The 15,202-nt window shown below is 71.9% G+C and carries 13 protein-coding genes and 1 rRNA gene; 7 read left to right on the top strand and 7 right to left on the bottom strand.

Going from position 1 to position 15,202, the window contains the following annotated elements; translation table 11 throughout:
• The first annotated feature begins 136 nt into the window (after positions 1–136).
• The 3 genes from rrf to ABD343_RS19765 all read left to right on the top strand — a co-directional run bounded on the left by rrf (position 137) and on the right by ABD343_RS19765 (position 1,821).
• Positions 137–253 (top strand): 5S ribosomal RNA (rrf, locus tag ABD343_RS19775).
• A 273-nt stretch (positions 254–526) separates the two neighbouring features.
• Positions 527–1,156 (top strand): hypothetical protein, encoded by a 630-nt coding sequence (locus ABD343_RS19770; protein ID WP_344530004.1) that lies wholly within the window; start codon positions 527–529, stop codon positions 1,154–1,156.
• Positions 1,096–1,821: a tetratricopeptide repeat protein gene (locus tag ABD343_RS19765; RefSeq protein ID WP_344530002.1), complete on the top strand. Its 726-nt coding sequence runs from the start codon at positions 1,096–1,098 to the stop codon at positions 1,819–1,821. The genes ABD343_RS19770 and ABD343_RS19765 overlap by 61 nt, the downstream gene beginning before the upstream one ends.
• Before the next feature lie 69 nt (positions 1,822–1,890).
• Here the strand turns inward: ABD343_RS19765 and ABD343_RS19760 are convergent, their stop codons facing one another.
• The 5 genes from ABD343_RS19760 to ABD343_RS19740 form a co-directional block, all read right to left on the bottom strand.
• Positions 1,891–3,696, bottom strand: coding sequence for an IucA/IucC family protein (locus tag ABD343_RS19760; protein WP_344529952.1), 1,806 nt, complete (start codon positions 3,694–3,696; stop codon positions 1,891–1,893).
• Positions 3,693–4,277, bottom strand: coding sequence for a GNAT family N-acetyltransferase (locus tag ABD343_RS19755; RefSeq protein ID WP_344529950.1), 585 nt, complete (start codon positions 4,275–4,277; stop codon positions 3,693–3,695). The genes ABD343_RS19760 and ABD343_RS19755 overlap by 4 nt, the downstream gene beginning before the upstream one ends.
• Entirely contained in the window at positions 4,274–5,605 is a 1,332-nt protein-coding gene (locus ABD343_RS19750; RefSeq protein WP_344529948.1) for a lysine N(6)-hydroxylase/L-ornithine N(5)-oxygenase family protein, read from the bottom strand. Before ABD343_RS19750 ends, ABD343_RS19755 begins: the two co-directional genes overlap by 4 nt.
• Positions 5,606–5,695: 90 nt before the next feature.
• Positions 5,696–7,183, bottom strand: a complete 1,488-nt coding sequence (locus tag ABD343_RS19745; protein WP_344529946.1) for a pyridoxal phosphate-dependent decarboxylase family protein — start codon at positions 7,181–7,183, stop codon at positions 5,696–5,698.
• A gap of 177 nt (positions 7,184–7,360) precedes the next feature.
• Entirely contained in the window at positions 7,361–8,647 is a 1,287-nt protein-coding gene (locus tag ABD343_RS19740; RefSeq protein WP_344529944.1) for a DUF1015 family protein, read from the bottom strand.
• Positions 8,648–8,793: 146 nt separating this feature from the next.
• On the opposite strand from ABD343_RS19740, the gene ABD343_RS19735 reads away from it, so the two are divergent.
• Positions 8,794–9,870: an HAD hydrolase-like protein gene (locus ABD343_RS19735; protein ID WP_344529942.1), complete on the top strand. Its 1,077-nt coding sequence runs from the start codon at positions 8,794–8,796 to the stop codon at positions 9,868–9,870.
• A gap of 250 nt (positions 9,871–10,120) precedes the next feature.
• Here ABD343_RS19735 and ABD343_RS19730 read toward each other — a convergent pair whose 3' ends face one another.
• Positions 10,121–10,981, bottom strand: coding sequence for a siderophore-interacting protein (locus tag ABD343_RS19730; RefSeq protein ID WP_344529940.1), 861 nt, complete (start codon positions 10,979–10,981; stop codon positions 10,121–10,123).
• Positions 10,982–11,004: 23 nt separating this feature from the next.
• A complete protein-coding gene (locus ABD343_RS19725; protein WP_344529938.1) occupies positions 11,005–12,036 on the bottom strand; it encodes an ABC transporter substrate-binding protein in 1,032 nt (343 codons plus the stop codon).
• Between the two features lie 129 nt (positions 12,037–12,165).
• Between ABD343_RS19725 and ABD343_RS19720 the strand changes: the two genes are divergently transcribed.
• From ABD343_RS19720 to ABD343_RS19710, 3 genes are read left to right on the top strand one after another with little or no spacing between them, the layout of a single operon-like run.
• The gene (locus ABD343_RS19720) at positions 12,166–13,245 is read left to right on the top strand and encodes a FecCD family ABC transporter permease (RefSeq protein ID WP_425578223.1); all 1,080 of its coding nucleotides are present in this window, start codon (positions 12,166–12,168) and stop codon (positions 13,243–13,245) included.
• Positions 13,242–14,273 (top strand): FecCD family ABC transporter permease, encoded by a 1,032-nt coding sequence (locus tag ABD343_RS19715; protein ID WP_344529937.1) that lies wholly within the window; start codon positions 13,242–13,244, stop codon positions 14,271–14,273. The genes ABD343_RS19720 and ABD343_RS19715 overlap by 4 nt, the downstream gene beginning before the upstream one ends.
• Positions 14,270–15,121, top strand: coding sequence for an ABC transporter ATP-binding protein (locus ABD343_RS19710; protein ID WP_344529935.1), 852 nt, complete (start codon positions 14,270–14,272; stop codon positions 15,119–15,121). The genes ABD343_RS19715 and ABD343_RS19710 overlap by 4 nt, the downstream gene beginning before the upstream one ends.
• Positions 15,122–15,202: the final 81 nt, after the last annotated feature.

Below are 15,202 nucleotides of genomic sequence, written 5' to 3'. Positions count from 1 at the left end.
AGGCCGAGGGCTTGTCCATTGATGCTCGCGTCCACTGTGTAGGTTCTGAGACAACAACCGCATTCAAATTGAAGAGTGTGCTTGTTCGCTAACTCTGGGAACCGGGATCTCTGTATCCCGGTGTACCGAATAGAGTTTCGGTGGCCATAGCGTGAGGGAAACGCCCGGTTACATTCCGAACCCGGAAGCTAAGCCTTTCAGCGCCGATGGTACTGCATGCGGGAGCGTGTGGGAGAGTAGGACGCCGCCGAACAATCTTTGAGGCCCTTGGCCTTCAGCGCACGCACGCTGAAGGCCAAGGGCTTTTTTTGGTTCTTTCTGAAGAGCGCCCCATGGGTGGCTGCGCGAGAATGAGTGCAGCACTCGAAGACAGGAGTCACGTCGATGTCCAGCAACTCTCCCGACGATCGCGATCGTCCCGAGCGTCGTCCCCGGCACACGCAGTCGGGGCCGCGCCGGAATGACGACCGTTTCCGGGGCCCCCGCCGTGAGGACGGGGGGCGCGGAGGCCGTGGGGGATTTCGGCGTGACGACCGGCGCGATGACCGCCGGGACGATCGGCGCGACGACCGTCCCCGGCGTGATGACCGTCCCCGGCGTGATGACCGGCGTGACGACTCGCGGGGCGAGCGTCCCCGTGGCGACCGGCCGCGTGGGGGCGACCGCCGGAATGAGCGGCGTGACGAGCGCCGGGACAGCCGGCCGCGTACGGGCGGGTTCCGCGATCGGGACCGCGACCGTGACCGGCGCGAGCGGGATGGTGAGCGGCGCGAGCGGGCGCCGTACCGGCGGGACGACAGGGACCGTGACCGGCCGCGTCGCGAGGACGACCGCGGCGGGCGACGGCCGTACGGCCAGAGCGCCGGCGGTCGTGGGCGTGACGACCGGCCGCCGCGACGTGACGACCGTCCCCAGCGTGACGACAGGCCGCGGCGCGACGACCGTCGGGACGACCGGCGCGGTGGTGGCTTCCGGGACCGTGATCGCGACCGCGACCGGGACCGGCGTGGCGGCGGGTCCTTCCGCAGGGACGACCGTGACCGCGGCCCGCGCGGGGGGCGGGAGCGGCCGCACGACCGTGAGCCGCTGCGGCGGCTGCCGATCGACGAGGACATCACGGGTGACGAGCTCGACAAGGATGTCCGGCAGGAGCTGATGAGCCTGCCGAAGACGCTCGCCGAGGACGTCGCGAAGAACCTGGTCATGGTCGCGCGGCTGCTCGACGAGGAGCCGGAGCAGGCGTACGGGTACGCCAAGATCGCGCTGCGGCTGGCCTCGCGCGTGCCGTCCGTACGGGAGGCGGCGGGCTTCGCCGCGTACGGGGTGGAGAAGTACGCGGAGGCGCTGGCCGAGTTCCGGGCCGCGCGGCGGATGACCGGGCTGCAGCACCTGTGGCCGGTGATGGCCGACTGCGAGCGGGGCATGGGGCGGCCGGAGAAGGCGCTGGCCATGGCGGGCGAGCCCGAGGTGCAGAAGCTGGACAAGGCCGGCCAGGTCGAGATGCGGCTGGTGGCGGCCGGGGCACGGCGTGACATGGGGCAGGCCGACGCGGCCGTCGTGACGCTGCAGAGCCCGGAGCTGGCGTCGAACTCTGTGCAGCCGTGGACGGCGCGGCTGCGGTACGCGTACGCCGACGCGCTGCTGGCCGTCGGGCGCGAGAGCGAGGCCCGCGAGTGGTTCGCGAAGGCGCTGGAGGCCGACCAGAAGGGGCTGACCGACGCGTCGGACCGGCTGGCCGAGCTGGACGGTGTCGAGTTCATCGACGCCCTCGATGAGGACGCCGAGGACGCCGAGGACGGCCAGGACGACGCGCAGAGCTGAGAGAGTACGAAAGGGGCGGCCGGCCCCGGTGGGGAACACCGGGCCGGCCGCCCCTTTCGTATGGGTGCGTCAGGGCCGGTACGCCGCCAGGGGGTTCCTCAGGGTGCCCGTGAGCTGGAGGGCGCCTGCGGGGTCCTGGAGGTCGACCATCTGCTGGTTGTCGCGGAGCTGGAGCCTGTTGAGGCAGGAGAGGGCGAACTCCTCCGCGAACAGGTCGTAGCGTGCGAAGCGGTCGGCCAGGTGCGGGGCCGACTCCTGGTAGTCCCGTACGCACGCGGCGACCGTCGACCAGAACGTGTCCTCGTCCATGGCGTCCGCCTCGGCGAGGGTGGCGCTCAGGAAGCGGAAGAAGCAGTCGAAGACGTCCGTGAAGAGGGAGAGGACCTTCATGTCCTCGGGGACGTCGGCGCGGATGCGTTCGACCTGGGGAGGCAGGACCGTCTCCGCGTTCATGACGGCTATCTCCTCGGCCAGGTCCTTGAAGAAGGCGCGGCGGGGGGTGCCGTGCTCGTCGAGGGCGAGGATGACGTTCTCGCCGTGCGGCATGAAGACCAGGTCGTAGGCGTAGAAGCAGTGGAGGAGCGGGGTGAGGTAGGCGTTCAGGTAGCGGCGCAGCCACTCCCGCGGCTCCAGGCCCGAGCGGTCGATGAGGGCCGCGGCGAAGGAGTTGCCCTCGCGGTCGGTGTGCAGGAGCGAGGCCATCGTCGCCAGGCGTTCGCCCTCGGCCAGGTGCGGGACGGGGCTCTCGCGCCACAGGGCCGCGAGCATCTTGAGGTACGGGGAGCCCTTCGGTGCCGCCGCCTCGTACGGGGCCGGGTGGTAGCCGACCGCTGCCCGTTCGCGCAGGACGGCGAGGCCGGTGTCCTGGAGGACCTCGTCCTCGGCGACGAGGTCGGCGAGCCAGTCGTTGATGGCCGGGGTCGCCTCCATGTAGGCGGCGGAGAGGCCGCGCAGGAAGCCCATGTTGAGGACGGACAGCGCCGTTTTGACGTAGTGCTTGTGCGGGTTGCCGGTGTTGAAGAAGGTACGGATGGACTGCTGGGCGAGGTGTTCGTCGTCGCCGTGGCCGAGGCAGACGAGGTGGCGCTGGGCGACCTCTGCGGCGAAGGTGACGGAGAGTTTGTTCCACCACTGCCAGGGGTGGACGGGGATGAGGACGTACTCGTCCATGTCCAGCCCCTGCTCCGCCAACGTGGCCGAGAAGCGGCGCAGGGTGGGCGCCGACAGCTCGGAGAGGATGAGCTTGTCGTAGCCGATGTCGGGGCTGGCGGTGAAGGTCGCGCGGGAGCGGTGGGCCGCGACCCAGATCAGCCGTACGGGCGTCGCGGTCTCGGGGGCGTACGCGCGGTACTCGGCGATGTCGAAGCCGAGCCGCCCGTTGTTGGCGACGAAGCAGGGGTGGCCCTCGGTCATGCCGGTCTCGATGGTCTGGAAGTCCGAGGCGGCCAGGGACGCGGCGCTGATGTGCGGGGCCGCGAGTTTGTACGCCGTGCCGGCGAGGGTGCTGCTGATCTCCTCCAGGTAGACGGGCAGGATCTCCTCGCTCAGGCCCAGGGAGCCGCGCAGCTCGGTGAGGAACGCGAGCGCGTCGAGCGGGAGCCGGGTGCCGTCGCGGTGGCGGGTGATGCTGTCGGCCGCGACCTGCCAGTGGTCCAGCGCGTAGCGGCGCGCGGTGAAGCGGTACGTGGTGGCGCCGTCGTCGCTGCGGACCGTCCAGTGGCCCGGGGCGCCGTCGACGGGCTCGGGGGTGAGCAGCCGCTCGTGGGTGAACTCGGCGAGGGCCTTGCGGATCAGCAGCCGGGTCGCGCGTTCCCAGCGCTCGGGGGTGAGGTGCGCGACGGCGTCCTGCGGGGCGAGGGGGCGGGGGGTCGTCATATGAGGCTCTCTTCGGTCGCGGCCTGGAACTGCTCGCGGGTGCAGAAGCTGAGGAGGGCTTCCTTCTCGGGCTTGGTGAGGGTCGAGTCGACGCGGAAACCGACGGCCTCGTTGAGGGCGTGCACGGAGGTGTTGCGGACGTCGGGCTCGACGACGACCCGGCGCACGGACGGGTCGGCGAAGAGCGCCGCCATCACCGTGGTGATCACCGCGCGGGTGAAGCCGTGGACGGGGGTGTCCGTCGGGGCGCACAGGAAGTGCATGCCGACGTCGCCCTCCTCGTGCGGGTAGAGGCCGGGCAGCTCGACGTACACCGGGTCGTAGCGCTCCATGAGGAAGGCGGGCGCGCCGTCGTGGAGTCCGAGGAAGGCGTCGTGGTGCGGGGAGGCCGCGATGCTCATGAACTCGCGTTCGACCTCGCAGAGCGAGGCGTCCTGGAGCAGGTAGAACGCGGACTTCGGGTGCGTGACCCAGGCGTGCAGCAGTTCGCTGTCGGTGAGCGGGTCGACGGGGCGCAGCGCGAAGGTGCCCAGCGCCGGGTCCTCGCGGGTGAAGAAGGGGGCGTCGGCCGCCGGTGTCATGAGGCCACCGCCGCGAAGTCCTGGAACGCGATGGACCGCTCGACGGGGTAGACCTCGCGGCCGGTGAGGGCGCGGATGATGCAGGAGTTGCGGTAGGCGGCCATGCCGAGGTCGGGGGCGGCGAAGCCGTGGGTGTGCAGCTCGGCGTTCTGGACGTAGATCTCGTCGCCCGCGAGGTCGGTGCTGTAGTCGCGGCGTACGGCGAAGCGGCCGTGGTCGTCCCAGGCGATGCGGTCGGCGACCGGGTCGAGGAAGGCGGGGCGCCGGTAGCGGTAGCCGGTGGCGAGGACGAGGCCCTCGGTGGTGAGGGTGAAGTCCTGTTTCTGCTCCTCCTGGCGGAGCCCGAGGGTGTAGGTGCCGTCCGTCTCGTCGTACGTGGCGTCGGTGAGTGCCGTGTTCGTCATGAGGCGGGTGGGGCAGGGGCCGGTGCGGCTCCTGGTGTAGAGCAGGTCGAAGATCGCGTCGATCAGCTCGGAGTTGATGCCCTTGTAGAGGTTCTTCTGTGAGGCGACGAGGCGGTCGCGGGTGCCCGGCGGGAGGGAGTGGAAGTAGTCGATGTACTCCGGGGAGGTCATCTCCAGGGTGAGCTTGGTGTATTCGAGGGGGAAGAAGCGGGGGGAGCGGGTGACCCAGGTGAGGGCGTAGCCCGCGGTGTCGATGTCCTGGAGCAGGTCGTAGTAGATCTCCGCGGCGCTCTGGCCGCTGCCGACGAGGGTGATGCTGCGCTTGCGCCGGAGGGCTTCCTTCTCCTCCAGGTAGCGGGAGTTGTGGACCAGGTCGCCGCCGAGGCCGCGGCAGGTGTCCGGGATGTGGGGCGGGGTGCCGGTGCCGGTGCCGAGGACGAGCTTGCGGGCGTGGAACGTACGGCGTACGCCCGCGGCGAGGTCGTCGGCGTGCACGGTGTACAGGCCGGTGGCCTCGTCGTGGGTGACCTCGGTGACGCGGTGGGAGAAGCGGACGGCGTCGCCGAGGCGGTGCGCGGCCCAGCGGCAGTAGTCGCTGAATTCGGCGCGGAGCGGATAGAAGCTCTCCCGTATGTAGAACGGGTAGAGGCGCCCGGACTCCTTGAGGTAGTTGAGGAAGGAGTACGGCGAGGTCGGGTCGGCGAGCGTGACCAGGTCGGAGAGGAACGGGGTCTGGAGCGTGCTGTCCTCCAGGAGCATCCCCGGGTGCCAGGTGAAGTCCGGTTTGTCGTCGAGGAAGACGCCGTCGAGGCCGGGCACCGGCTCGGTCAGGCAGGCGAGGCCCAGGTTGAACGGGCCGAGGCCGATGGCGACGAAGTCGCGTACGGGCGATTCGGCGGGGCCGTGGGGGGACGGGGTGGTCACGTGGGGCTCCGTGAGGTGAGGGTTCGGGAGTGAGGGTCCGGGGAGTGAGGGTCCGGGGAGTGAGGTTCCGGGGAGTGGGGGAGCGGGTGCTCAGGCCCTACGGGCGGGGGCGAGGAAGCTCTCGGCGTGGCCCGCGAGGAGGTCGAGCACGACGGCGATGTCGTCGAGCGTGGTCTCCGGGTTGAGCAGGGTGAACTTGAGGTGGTGGCGGCCGTCGACGACCGTGCCCGCGACGACGGCGTCGCCGGAGGCGAAGAGGGCCTCGCGGGCGTGCAGATTGGCTTTGTCGACAAGGGAGTCCGGGATGCCCGCTGCGTCCTCGGGGACGTAGCGGAAGACGAGGGTGGAGAGCTGGGGCTCGGTGACGACCTCGTAGCGGGGGTCGGCGTCGAGGAGCCGCCAGGCGTCGGCGGCGCGGTCGACGACCTCGTCGAAGAGTTCGCCCACGGTGTCGGCTCCCATCACGCGCAGCGTCATCCAGAGCTTGAGCGCGTCGAAGCGGCGCGTGGTCTGGATCGACTTGTCGACCTGGTTGGGGATGCGCTCCGCCACGCTGCGCGCCGGGTTGAGGTAGTCGGCGTGGTACGTGACATGGCGGAGCGTGGAGCGGTCGCGGACGAGAACCGCGCTCGAACTGACGGGCTGGAAGAACGACTTGTGGTAGTCGACCGTGACCGAGTCGGCCCGTTCGATGCCCGCCAGGAGGTGGCCGCGGCGCGGGGAGACCAGCAGTCCGCAGCCGTAGGCCGCGTCCACGTGCATCCAGACGCCGGCGGCCTCGCAGAGCGCGGCGACCTGGGGGAGCGGGTCGATGCTGCCGAAGTCCGTGGTGCCCGCCGTGACGACGACGGCCATGACGACGAGGTCCTCCTCGGCGCAGCGGGCCAGCTCCTGTTCGAGCGCGGAGGCCCGCATGCGGCGGTCGCGGTCGCAGGGGACCGGAATGACCGCCTCGGGGCCGAGGCCGAGGAGGCGCGCGGCCTTCTCGACGCTGAAGTGGCCGCACTCGGAGGCGAGGACACGGAGCCGGGGCAGGATGGCCGAGGTCGGCTGCGCGGTCTCGGAGTTCTTGCGGACCAGGCGGCAGGCCTCCTCGCGGGCGAGGAGCAGGGCCTGGAGGTTGGACTGGGTGCCGCCGCTGGTGAAGATGCCGTCGGCGGCCTTGCCGAGCCCGATGCGCCCCGCCGTCCAGTCGATCAGGCGGCGCTCGATGAGGGTGCCGCCCGCGCTCTGGTCCCAGGTGTCCAGCGAGGAGTTGACGGCCGCGAGGACCGCCTCGCCGAGCACGGCCGGTATGGCGACCGGGCAGTTGAGATGGGCGAGGTAGCGGGGGTGGTGGAAGTAGACGGCGTCGCGGAGGTAGACGTCCTCCAGCTCGTCGAGGGCCGCTCCGGGGTCCTGGAGCGGCTGGTCCAGGTCGATCGAGGAGACGGCGGGGGCCAGCTCGGCGGGTGTGACGCCGGTGAACGGGCGCTCCGTACGGGCCAGTCGGTCGGCCACCCTCCCGACTCCGTCGGTGAGGGAACGCCGGTAGTGCTCCGCCGTCCTGTCGTTGAGCAGGTGTGCCCTGCTGCTCATGGGTAAGGGTCCTCCCTGACGCGGGCATAGCAGACCTGACCGCGCTCGCGGCACGGTTAGGTAAGGCTAGCCTAACTAGATCGCGGGTCGGGGGGGGACCCGGGGGAGGGGCTAACCGGAGGAGAGCCCTCCGGGACGGCTCGGGCGGCGCGCCCCCGGGTGGCGCTCAGGCGGCGCTCAGGCGGCGTCCGTGTCCACGGTGCGCAGCACGAGTCCCGTGGCCGGTTTCGGGCCGAACGACGTCGACTTGCGCGGCATGGTGACGCCCTGCTCCGCCAGCGACCGCACGGTGTCCTCCAGCACGGGGCGCAGCAGCACGGCGACCCCGCCGTGGTGCGCGGCCTGCTCGACCGCCGCCTCGGTGTGGTGGATGTAGCCGATCTCGGACGGGTGGTCCGGGATTTTCCAGACCTCGTCGAGCAGCGCCGAGTGCAGCACCGTCGCGTCCAGCCGTCTCCAGGTCTCGGGGCGGTCCTCCGGGATCGTGAGGTCCAGCAGCCGGGAGGAGGGGCGGTCGAGCAGGTGGAAGGCCCCGTCGCCCTCGGTGATCAGAAACGCGTTCCCCGGCGTCCGTTCCAGCTCCTCCATCGCCCGGGACAGCGGGCCCTCGACCGGGCGGACGCGGAAACTGTCCGTCATGTCGAGCATCTCCAGGGCCTGCCGCAGCGTGAGCCGGGGCAGCACCCGGTGGATGGCGCGCACCTGGAGCGGATAGCGCGCGGTGTCGACCAGCAGGACCAGCCCGTAGTTCCAGGGCGAGGAGACGCCGCGCGCGTCCGCCGAGTGCTCGGCGCGCAGCCGCAGATACGTCGCCCAGCGGTGGTGCCCGTCGGCGATCAGGGCCCGCTGGTGCGACAGGTCCGCGTCGACCTCCGCCAGCTCGGCCGGGTCCGTGACCGCCCACAGGCGGTGCGAGAAACCGTCCTCTGTCGTCGTCTCCATGAGCGGCGTCCCGCGCGTCGTGCGCTCGATGACGGCGGTCGCTCCGGTGGCGGTGCCGCGGCTGCGGTAGGAGAGCAGCAGCGGCTCCGGATTAGCGGCGGTCTCGCGCATCAGAGCTGCGCGGTCCTCGACGACCTCAGCTATCACCTCCTCGTGGGGGAGGACGATGCCGTCCTCGGGAGGGGACAGGGACAGGGCGCCGATGAGGCCGCGCTGGAGCAGCTCCCCCTTGCGCTGCTCGTACACGTAGAGCGCGGGCTCGGGGTCGGGCGCGAGGACGCCGTCGGTCCGCCAGCGGCGCAGGGTCTCCGCGGCCTGGCGGTGCCGGGTGGCCGGGTCGGCGGCCTGGGGGAGGATCAGCCGGACGATGTTGTACGGATCGGCCGTCTCCAGGTGCCGCAGGCCGTCGGGCCGGACCACCACGTCGTACGGCGGGGAGGTCACGGCGGCGAGGCTGCTGACCCTCTCGGGTGCGTAGCGCAGCCCGCGGAACGGGGTGAGTCTGAGGCCCTCAGCGGTCATTCGAGCATGCTATGCCCGTGCCCGCGGGGGAGTGGAGCGGGGCACGGGGGGCGCAGGGAGTCGGGCCAGGAGCATCCACGGATGAGGGAGGATCGGGGGCGTACGACAGACGTTTACGCCGTAAATGGCGCGAGGAGCGAACGACCATGCGCAGTGCCTCCGGCACCTCCCCGACCCCCGACGAACCGGTCGGCGACGCCCCGCCGCGCACCCGTACGGGCGCGAGCGAACGCCCGCTCGCCGAGGCGTACGACACGGCGCTGCTGGACCTGGACGGGGTCGTGTACGCCGGGGGCGAGGCCGTGCCGCACGCGGTGCGCGCGCTGGAGGGCGCGCGGGGGCGCGGGCTCGGACTGGCGTACGTGACGAACAACGCCGCGCGCACTCCGCGGACCGTGGCCGCGCATCTGACGGAGCTGGGCGTCCCGGCCGAGCCCGAGGACGTCATCACTTCCGCGCAGGCGGTCGCGCGCCTCATCGCCGAGGACGTGCCGCCGGGCGCGCCCGTCCTGGCCATCGGGGCCGAAGGGCTGCGGGTCGCGCTGGAGGAACGCGGGCTGCGCGTCGTGGAGTCGGCCGACGACGGGCCCGCCGCCGTCGTCCAGGGATACGGCGGGCCCGGCATGCCGTGGGAACGGCTGATGGAGGCGGCGGTCGCGGTGCAGCGGGGAGTGCGCTGGTACGCGTCGAACACGGACCTGACTATTCCGAGTGGGCGGGGGATCGCGCCGGGGAACGGGGCCGCCGTCGAGGTCGTCCGCATCGCGACGCGGGCGGTGCGGCCCGCGCCGGAGCCGCGGGTCGCGGGCAAGCCGCTGCCGCCGATGCACCGGGAGTCGATTCTGCGTACGGGGGCTCGGCGCCCGCTTGTGGTGGGGGACCGGCTGGATACGGACATCGAGGGGGCGTACGCGGGGGGTGTCGACTCGCTCCTGGTCCTGACCGGGGTCACGGACGCGGCCCAGCTCCTGGCCGCGGGCCCCGAGTGCCGTCCGACTTTTGTGGCTCGGGACTTGAGGGGGCTGCTGGTGCCTCATCCCGAGGTGAGAGCTCTTGCAGAGGGCTTCGTGTGTGAGGGCTGGACGGCGACGGCTACTGGCTCCGAGCTCGAACTGAACGGTTCGGGGGACCCGTTGGACGGCCTCCGTGCGCTGTGCGCGGCGGCGTGGACGGATCCCCGCGCCCTCGACCCGGGCAAGGCCCTGGCCCGACTGGGCCTCTGACGGGCGCGTGCCTGCGCGGAGCCGCGCCGGGTACGCCCTATAGGGGGCGCGAGGAACTGCGCGCCCGGCCACGACGCATCCGCAGCCCGCGAAGCACAGCCCGGGGCACCCCGGGTGCGGCTCTTGCACGCGGGGCACCCGGCGAAGTGGGCTGCGCTTGCCAGCCCTGCTCCCCCAAGCTCTTCGAGCAGGGAGGTACCCCCACGCGCAGACCTCCCGAGCTTCGCGGAAGGGAGAAGCGGAGGGTTGGTCAGGACTCGGAGAGGGCTTCGGCTACCAACTGCTCTTCCGTGGCGCCCAGGCGCCAGTAGCCCGTGAAGGTGATGGACCCGCGGGCGAGGCGCCGTTTGCGGATGAGGTGGCGGCGGAGCATCTTGACGGTGTTGGACTCGCCGGCGATCCAGGCGTACGGCGTGCCCGGCGGGAACTCCGCCTCGGCGATCGCGTCGAGGACCAGCTCCGCGCGGGACTTCGCCGTCTCGTCGCGCACGAGCCACACGACCTCCGCGTCGGCGGGGGCCCGCAGTTCCTGGACGTCCGCGCGGGACGGGACCTCGATCCACGCCCGTACTCGCGTGTCCTCGGGCAACTGTTCCAGTGTCGCGGCGATCGCGGGCAGCGCCGTCTCGTCGCCGCTCAGGAGGATCCAGTCGGTGCCCTCCGGCGGGCGGAAGTCGACGCCGCCGTTGTCCGCTACGACGGGCCCGAGCAGTATCGCGCGGGCGCCGGGAAGGGCCTCGCGGGCCCAGCGCGTGGCCGGGCCCTCGTCCACGCCCGGCTCGCCGTGCATCGCGAAGTCGACGTCGACCTCGTCCTCACGCTGCTCCCGCACCGTGTACGACCGCATCAGGGACTGCTCGGCGGGGTCCATCGCGCGCCACTCCGCGAACCAGTTCTCGCCCGCGTGCGTGGGAACCAGCGGCGCTTCCTGCCCCGGCCGCGGCAGGAAGAGTTTGAAGCGTTGGTCCCGGCCGCCCGAGGCGAAGTCGCCCAGGCGCTCTCCGCCGAACGTGACCCGCAGCATCGCGGGGCTCAGCCGTCGCGTCCGTACGACGTGGACGTCGAAGAACTCGAACGGGACGACCTTCTCGGCTGCGGGCGCTGTACTCATGTGCGGTCTCCTTCTGGAGGGGGTCAGCGGACCTTCTTGGCCTTGTCGACGGCCTTGGCGAGGTCCTCGACGAGCGGCGCGGCGCCCGCGTACGAGAAGCGCGGCTCGGTCAGCCACTCGGCGACCTGGCCGGCCTTGACGGCGGGCAGTTCGCCCCAGGACGGCTTGGACTTGAGCGCGCCGGGCTGGAGCGACTGGGTGCGGTTGTCGAGAATGATCAGGTCGGCCTTGTACTTGTCGGCGTTCTCCCAGCTCAGCTCCTCGTAGAAGCCCTGCTTGCTGACCTTCTTGGGGACGATGAAGTCGACGCCCAGCTCCTTGAAGTACTTCAGGTCGGCGTTCGCGTTCGGGTCCGAGACGTAGAGCAGGTCGGCGGTGGCGGAGGCGGCCATCACGCGCAGCCCGCCGCTCGACTTGGCGGCCGCGCGCAGTTTGGCGGACGCCTTCTCGAAGCGGGCCTTGGCGTCGGTGACGGACTTCGACTTGAGGTCCGCGCCCAGCGACTCGGCGAGCTTCGCGAACCGTTCGATCGACTTCACCATCGAGACCTCGGCGGCCTGCATCGCGACGGCGGGCGCGAGCTTGAGGATCTTGTCCTTGCTCTCGTCCGGGACGTACCAGAGCGCGTCCTTGACGTACATGTTGGTGATCAGGACCTCGGGCCGCGTCTTGGCGTACTTCTCGATGTCGAACTCGCCGAAGGAGTTGCCGATGATCTCCAGCTTGTCGACGTCCAGCTCGCCCGCGATGACGTCCGGCTTGCCGTTCTTCCGCTTGGTGGGGCCGAAGACGCCGACGATCCGGTCGCGGATGCCGAAGTCCCAGAGCGCGGCGGCCGTTCCGGTGTAGGCGACGATGCGCTCCGGGGACGACTTCAGGCTGACCTTCTTGCCGCGGTCGTCGGTGAAGGACCACGCGCCGCCCTCGCCGCCGCCCGAGCCGGACCCGGCCTTCTCGTTGCCGCAGGCGGCGAGCAGGGCGCCGATGCCGACGGCGCCGCCGGCGGCGAGGATCCCGCGGCGGGAGAGCTGGGAGGAACGGGGCGAGCGGGACATGGAGCGGCCTTCTCTCGACGTGCTGACGGGGCGGCCATATGGCCGAATCGATGGTTAGGCTAACCTAACCAAAACCGTTGTTGTCCAGCGGCCGGGGCCCGCTCCCCCGGCCCCGACCGGAGCCCGCACGTGACTCTCACCAAGTCCCCACCGGAATCCCCGCCCCCGGGGACCTCAGGGGAGACCGGGCAGGACGCCGCAGGAGGCCCGGCGCGTCCGGCGCGTCCGGTGCGTCGTACGGCCGGACTTCTCGCCGCCCTCCTCCTGCTGCTGCTCGTCGTCTTCCTGAGCCTCGCCGTCGGCGCCCGACAGCTCTCGCTGGGCGAGGCGTGGAGCGGACTCGTCGACAGCGGCTCGTCCTCGTACGCCGTCGTGCACGAGATGAGGCTGCCGCGCACCCTGCTCGGGCTGCTCGTCGGCGTCGCGCTCGGGCTCGCGGGCGGCGTGATGCAGGCGCTCACCCGCAACCCGCTCGCCGACCCCGGCATCCTCGGCATCAACGCGGGCGCCGCCGCTGCCGTCGTGACCGCGATCTCCTTCTTCGGCGTCTCCGGCTACACGGGGTACATCGGCTTCGCCTTCCTCGGCGCCGCCGCCGTTTCCGTGCTCGTCTACGCGGTCGGCGGCGGGCGCGGCGCGACCCCCGCGCGCCTCGCACTGGCGGGCACCGCGCTCAACGCCGCGCTGATCTCGTACGTCAACGCCGTCCAGCTCCTCGACACCGCCTCGCTGGACCGGATGCGCTTCTGGACCGTCGGCTCGCTCGCGCGGGCACAGGACTCGACGGTGGCGCAGGCCGCGCCGTTCATCGTCGTCGGCGCGCTGTGCGCCCTCGCGCTGGCCCGCCCGCTCAACGCGCTGGCGCTCGGTGACGACTCGGCGCGCGCCCTCGGCTCGCGCCCCGCGCGCACCCGCGCCGTGGCCATCGTCGCCGTGACGCTGCTGTGCGGCGCCGCGACCGCCGCCTGCGGGCCGATCGTCTTCGTCGGCCTGATGGTGCCGCACATGGTGCGCTCGCTGACCGGGCCCGACCAGCGCTGGATGCTGCCGTACTGCGCGGTCCTCGCGCCCGTGCTGCTGCTGGGCGCCGACGTGCTCGGCCGCGTCGCGGGACGGCCCGCCGAACTCCAGGTCGGCATCGTCACGGTGATCCTCGGCGGCCCCTTCTTCCTCTACTTCGTGCGGCGCAGGCGGGTGGTCCCGGCATGAGCGTCATACGGACCGGGGGCGGCCTCTCCGTCACCCTCCGCCCCCGCGCGCTGCTCGTCGGGCTGGGCTGCGCCCTCGTCGCGCTCGTCGTCGCGGTCTTCGCGATCGGCAGCGGCGAATACCCCATGGCCCCCGGCGACGTGATCCGTACGCTCGCCGGGCAGGGCAACCCCGCCGACGCGTTCATCGTCAACGAGCTGCGGCTGCCCCGCGTCGCCACCGCGCTGCTCGTCGGCTGTTCGCTGGGCCTGGCGGGCGCGGTCTTCCAGTCCGTCGTCCGCAACCCGCTGGGCAGCCCCGACATGCTGGGCTTCACCCACGGCTCGGCGACCGGCGCGCTCGTCGTCATCGTGCTGATGGGCGGCGGCAGCGCGGGCCTCGCGGTCGGCGCCGCGCTCGGCGGCGCCGTGACGGGCCTCCTCGTCTACGGGCTGGCCTGGCGGCGCGGCATGCACGGCTACCGCCTCGTCCTCGTCGGCGTGGGCGTCGCCGCGATCCTCACCGGCGTCAACAGCTTCCTGATCACCCGGGCCCAGATCGCCGAGGCCTCGCGCGCCGTGCTCTGGATGACCGGCAGCCTCGACGGCCGCGGCTGGGACGACGCGCTGCCGCTGCTCGGCGCGATGGCGGTGCTCGTCCCGCTGATCCTCCTCGGCTGCGGGCGCGCCCTGCGGATGATGGAGATGGGCGACGACGCCGCGAACGCCCTGGGCGTACGCGTCGAACGCGTACGGCTCACGCTGCTGGCCGCCGCCGTGCTGCTGGTCGCGCTCTCCGCGGCGGCGGCCGGGCCCGTCGCCTTCGTGGCCCTCACAGCACCGCAGCTCGCCCGGCGGATCACCAGGAGCCCGGGGCCGAACCTGCTGCCCTCGATGTGCATGGGAGCCGCCCTGCTCATGGCGGCCGACCTCGCGGCCCAGCGCGCCTTCGGCGACCACCAGCTCCCGGTCGGCGTGGTCACGGGCGTACTGGGCGGCGGATATCTGGTGTGGCTGCTGGCCACGGAACGTAAGGCTGGACGGATATGACGGGCACGAAGACCGACTCGACGGAAACGCCGGTGGCCGAGGGCGCGGGGGCCGGGCCCCGTCTCGTGGGCCGGGACCTCACCCTCGGCTACGACCAGCGCACCATCGCGGAAGAGCTGAACGTCGCCGTGCCCGACCGGTCGTTCACGGTCGTCGTCGGGCCCAACGCCTGCGGCAAGTCCACGCTGCTGCGTGCCCTCTCCCGGATGCTCAAGCCCACGCGGGGCTCGGTGCTGCTGGACGGCTCGGACATCGCGGGCATGCACGCCAAGGCCCTCGCCCGCACGCTCGGCCTGCTGCCGCAGTCGTCGATCGCGCCGGACGGCATCACCGTCGGCGACCTCGTCGCGCGCGGCCGCTACCCGCACCAGGGGCTGCTGCGGCAGTGGTCGAAGGAGGACGAGCGGGTCGTCGAGGAGTCGATGGAGGCCACCGGCGTCGGCGACCTCGGCGAGCGCTATGTCGACGAATTGTCCGGCGGCCAGCGCCAGCGCGTGTGGATCGCGATGGCGCTCGCCCAGCAGACCCCGCTGCTGCTGCTCGACGAGCCGACGACGTACCTCGACATCGCGCACCAGATCGAGGTCCTCGACCTGTGCGCCCGGCTCCACGAGGAGGAGGGCCGCACCCTCGTCGCCGTCCTGCACGACCTCAACCACGCGGCCCGTTACGCGACCCACCTGATCGCGATGAAGGGCGGCAGCGTGGTCGCCGAGGGCCCGCCCGGCGACGTGGTCACCGCCGACCTGGTGGAAGAGGTCTTCGGCATGCCGTGCCGCGTCATCGACGACCCGGAGACGGGAACTCCGTTGGTGGTCCCAGCAGCAAGGGCGCGCCCTCTGTCCTGAGCCCGCCCGGCATCGGCAGGGTGCCCCGAAGCACGCCCCGGAGGGGCGGCTTCAGGGGCGCGGGGAACTGCGCGACCAGCC

The organism is Streptomyces albiaxialis, assembly GCF_039530985.1.
Classification (GTDB): Bacteria; Actinomycetota; Actinomycetes; order Streptomycetales; family Streptomycetaceae; genus Streptomyces; species Streptomyces albiaxialis.
The sequence above is the reverse complement of the archived record's forward strand: the minus strand, read 5'-3'. Positions and strand labels throughout refer to the sequence as shown.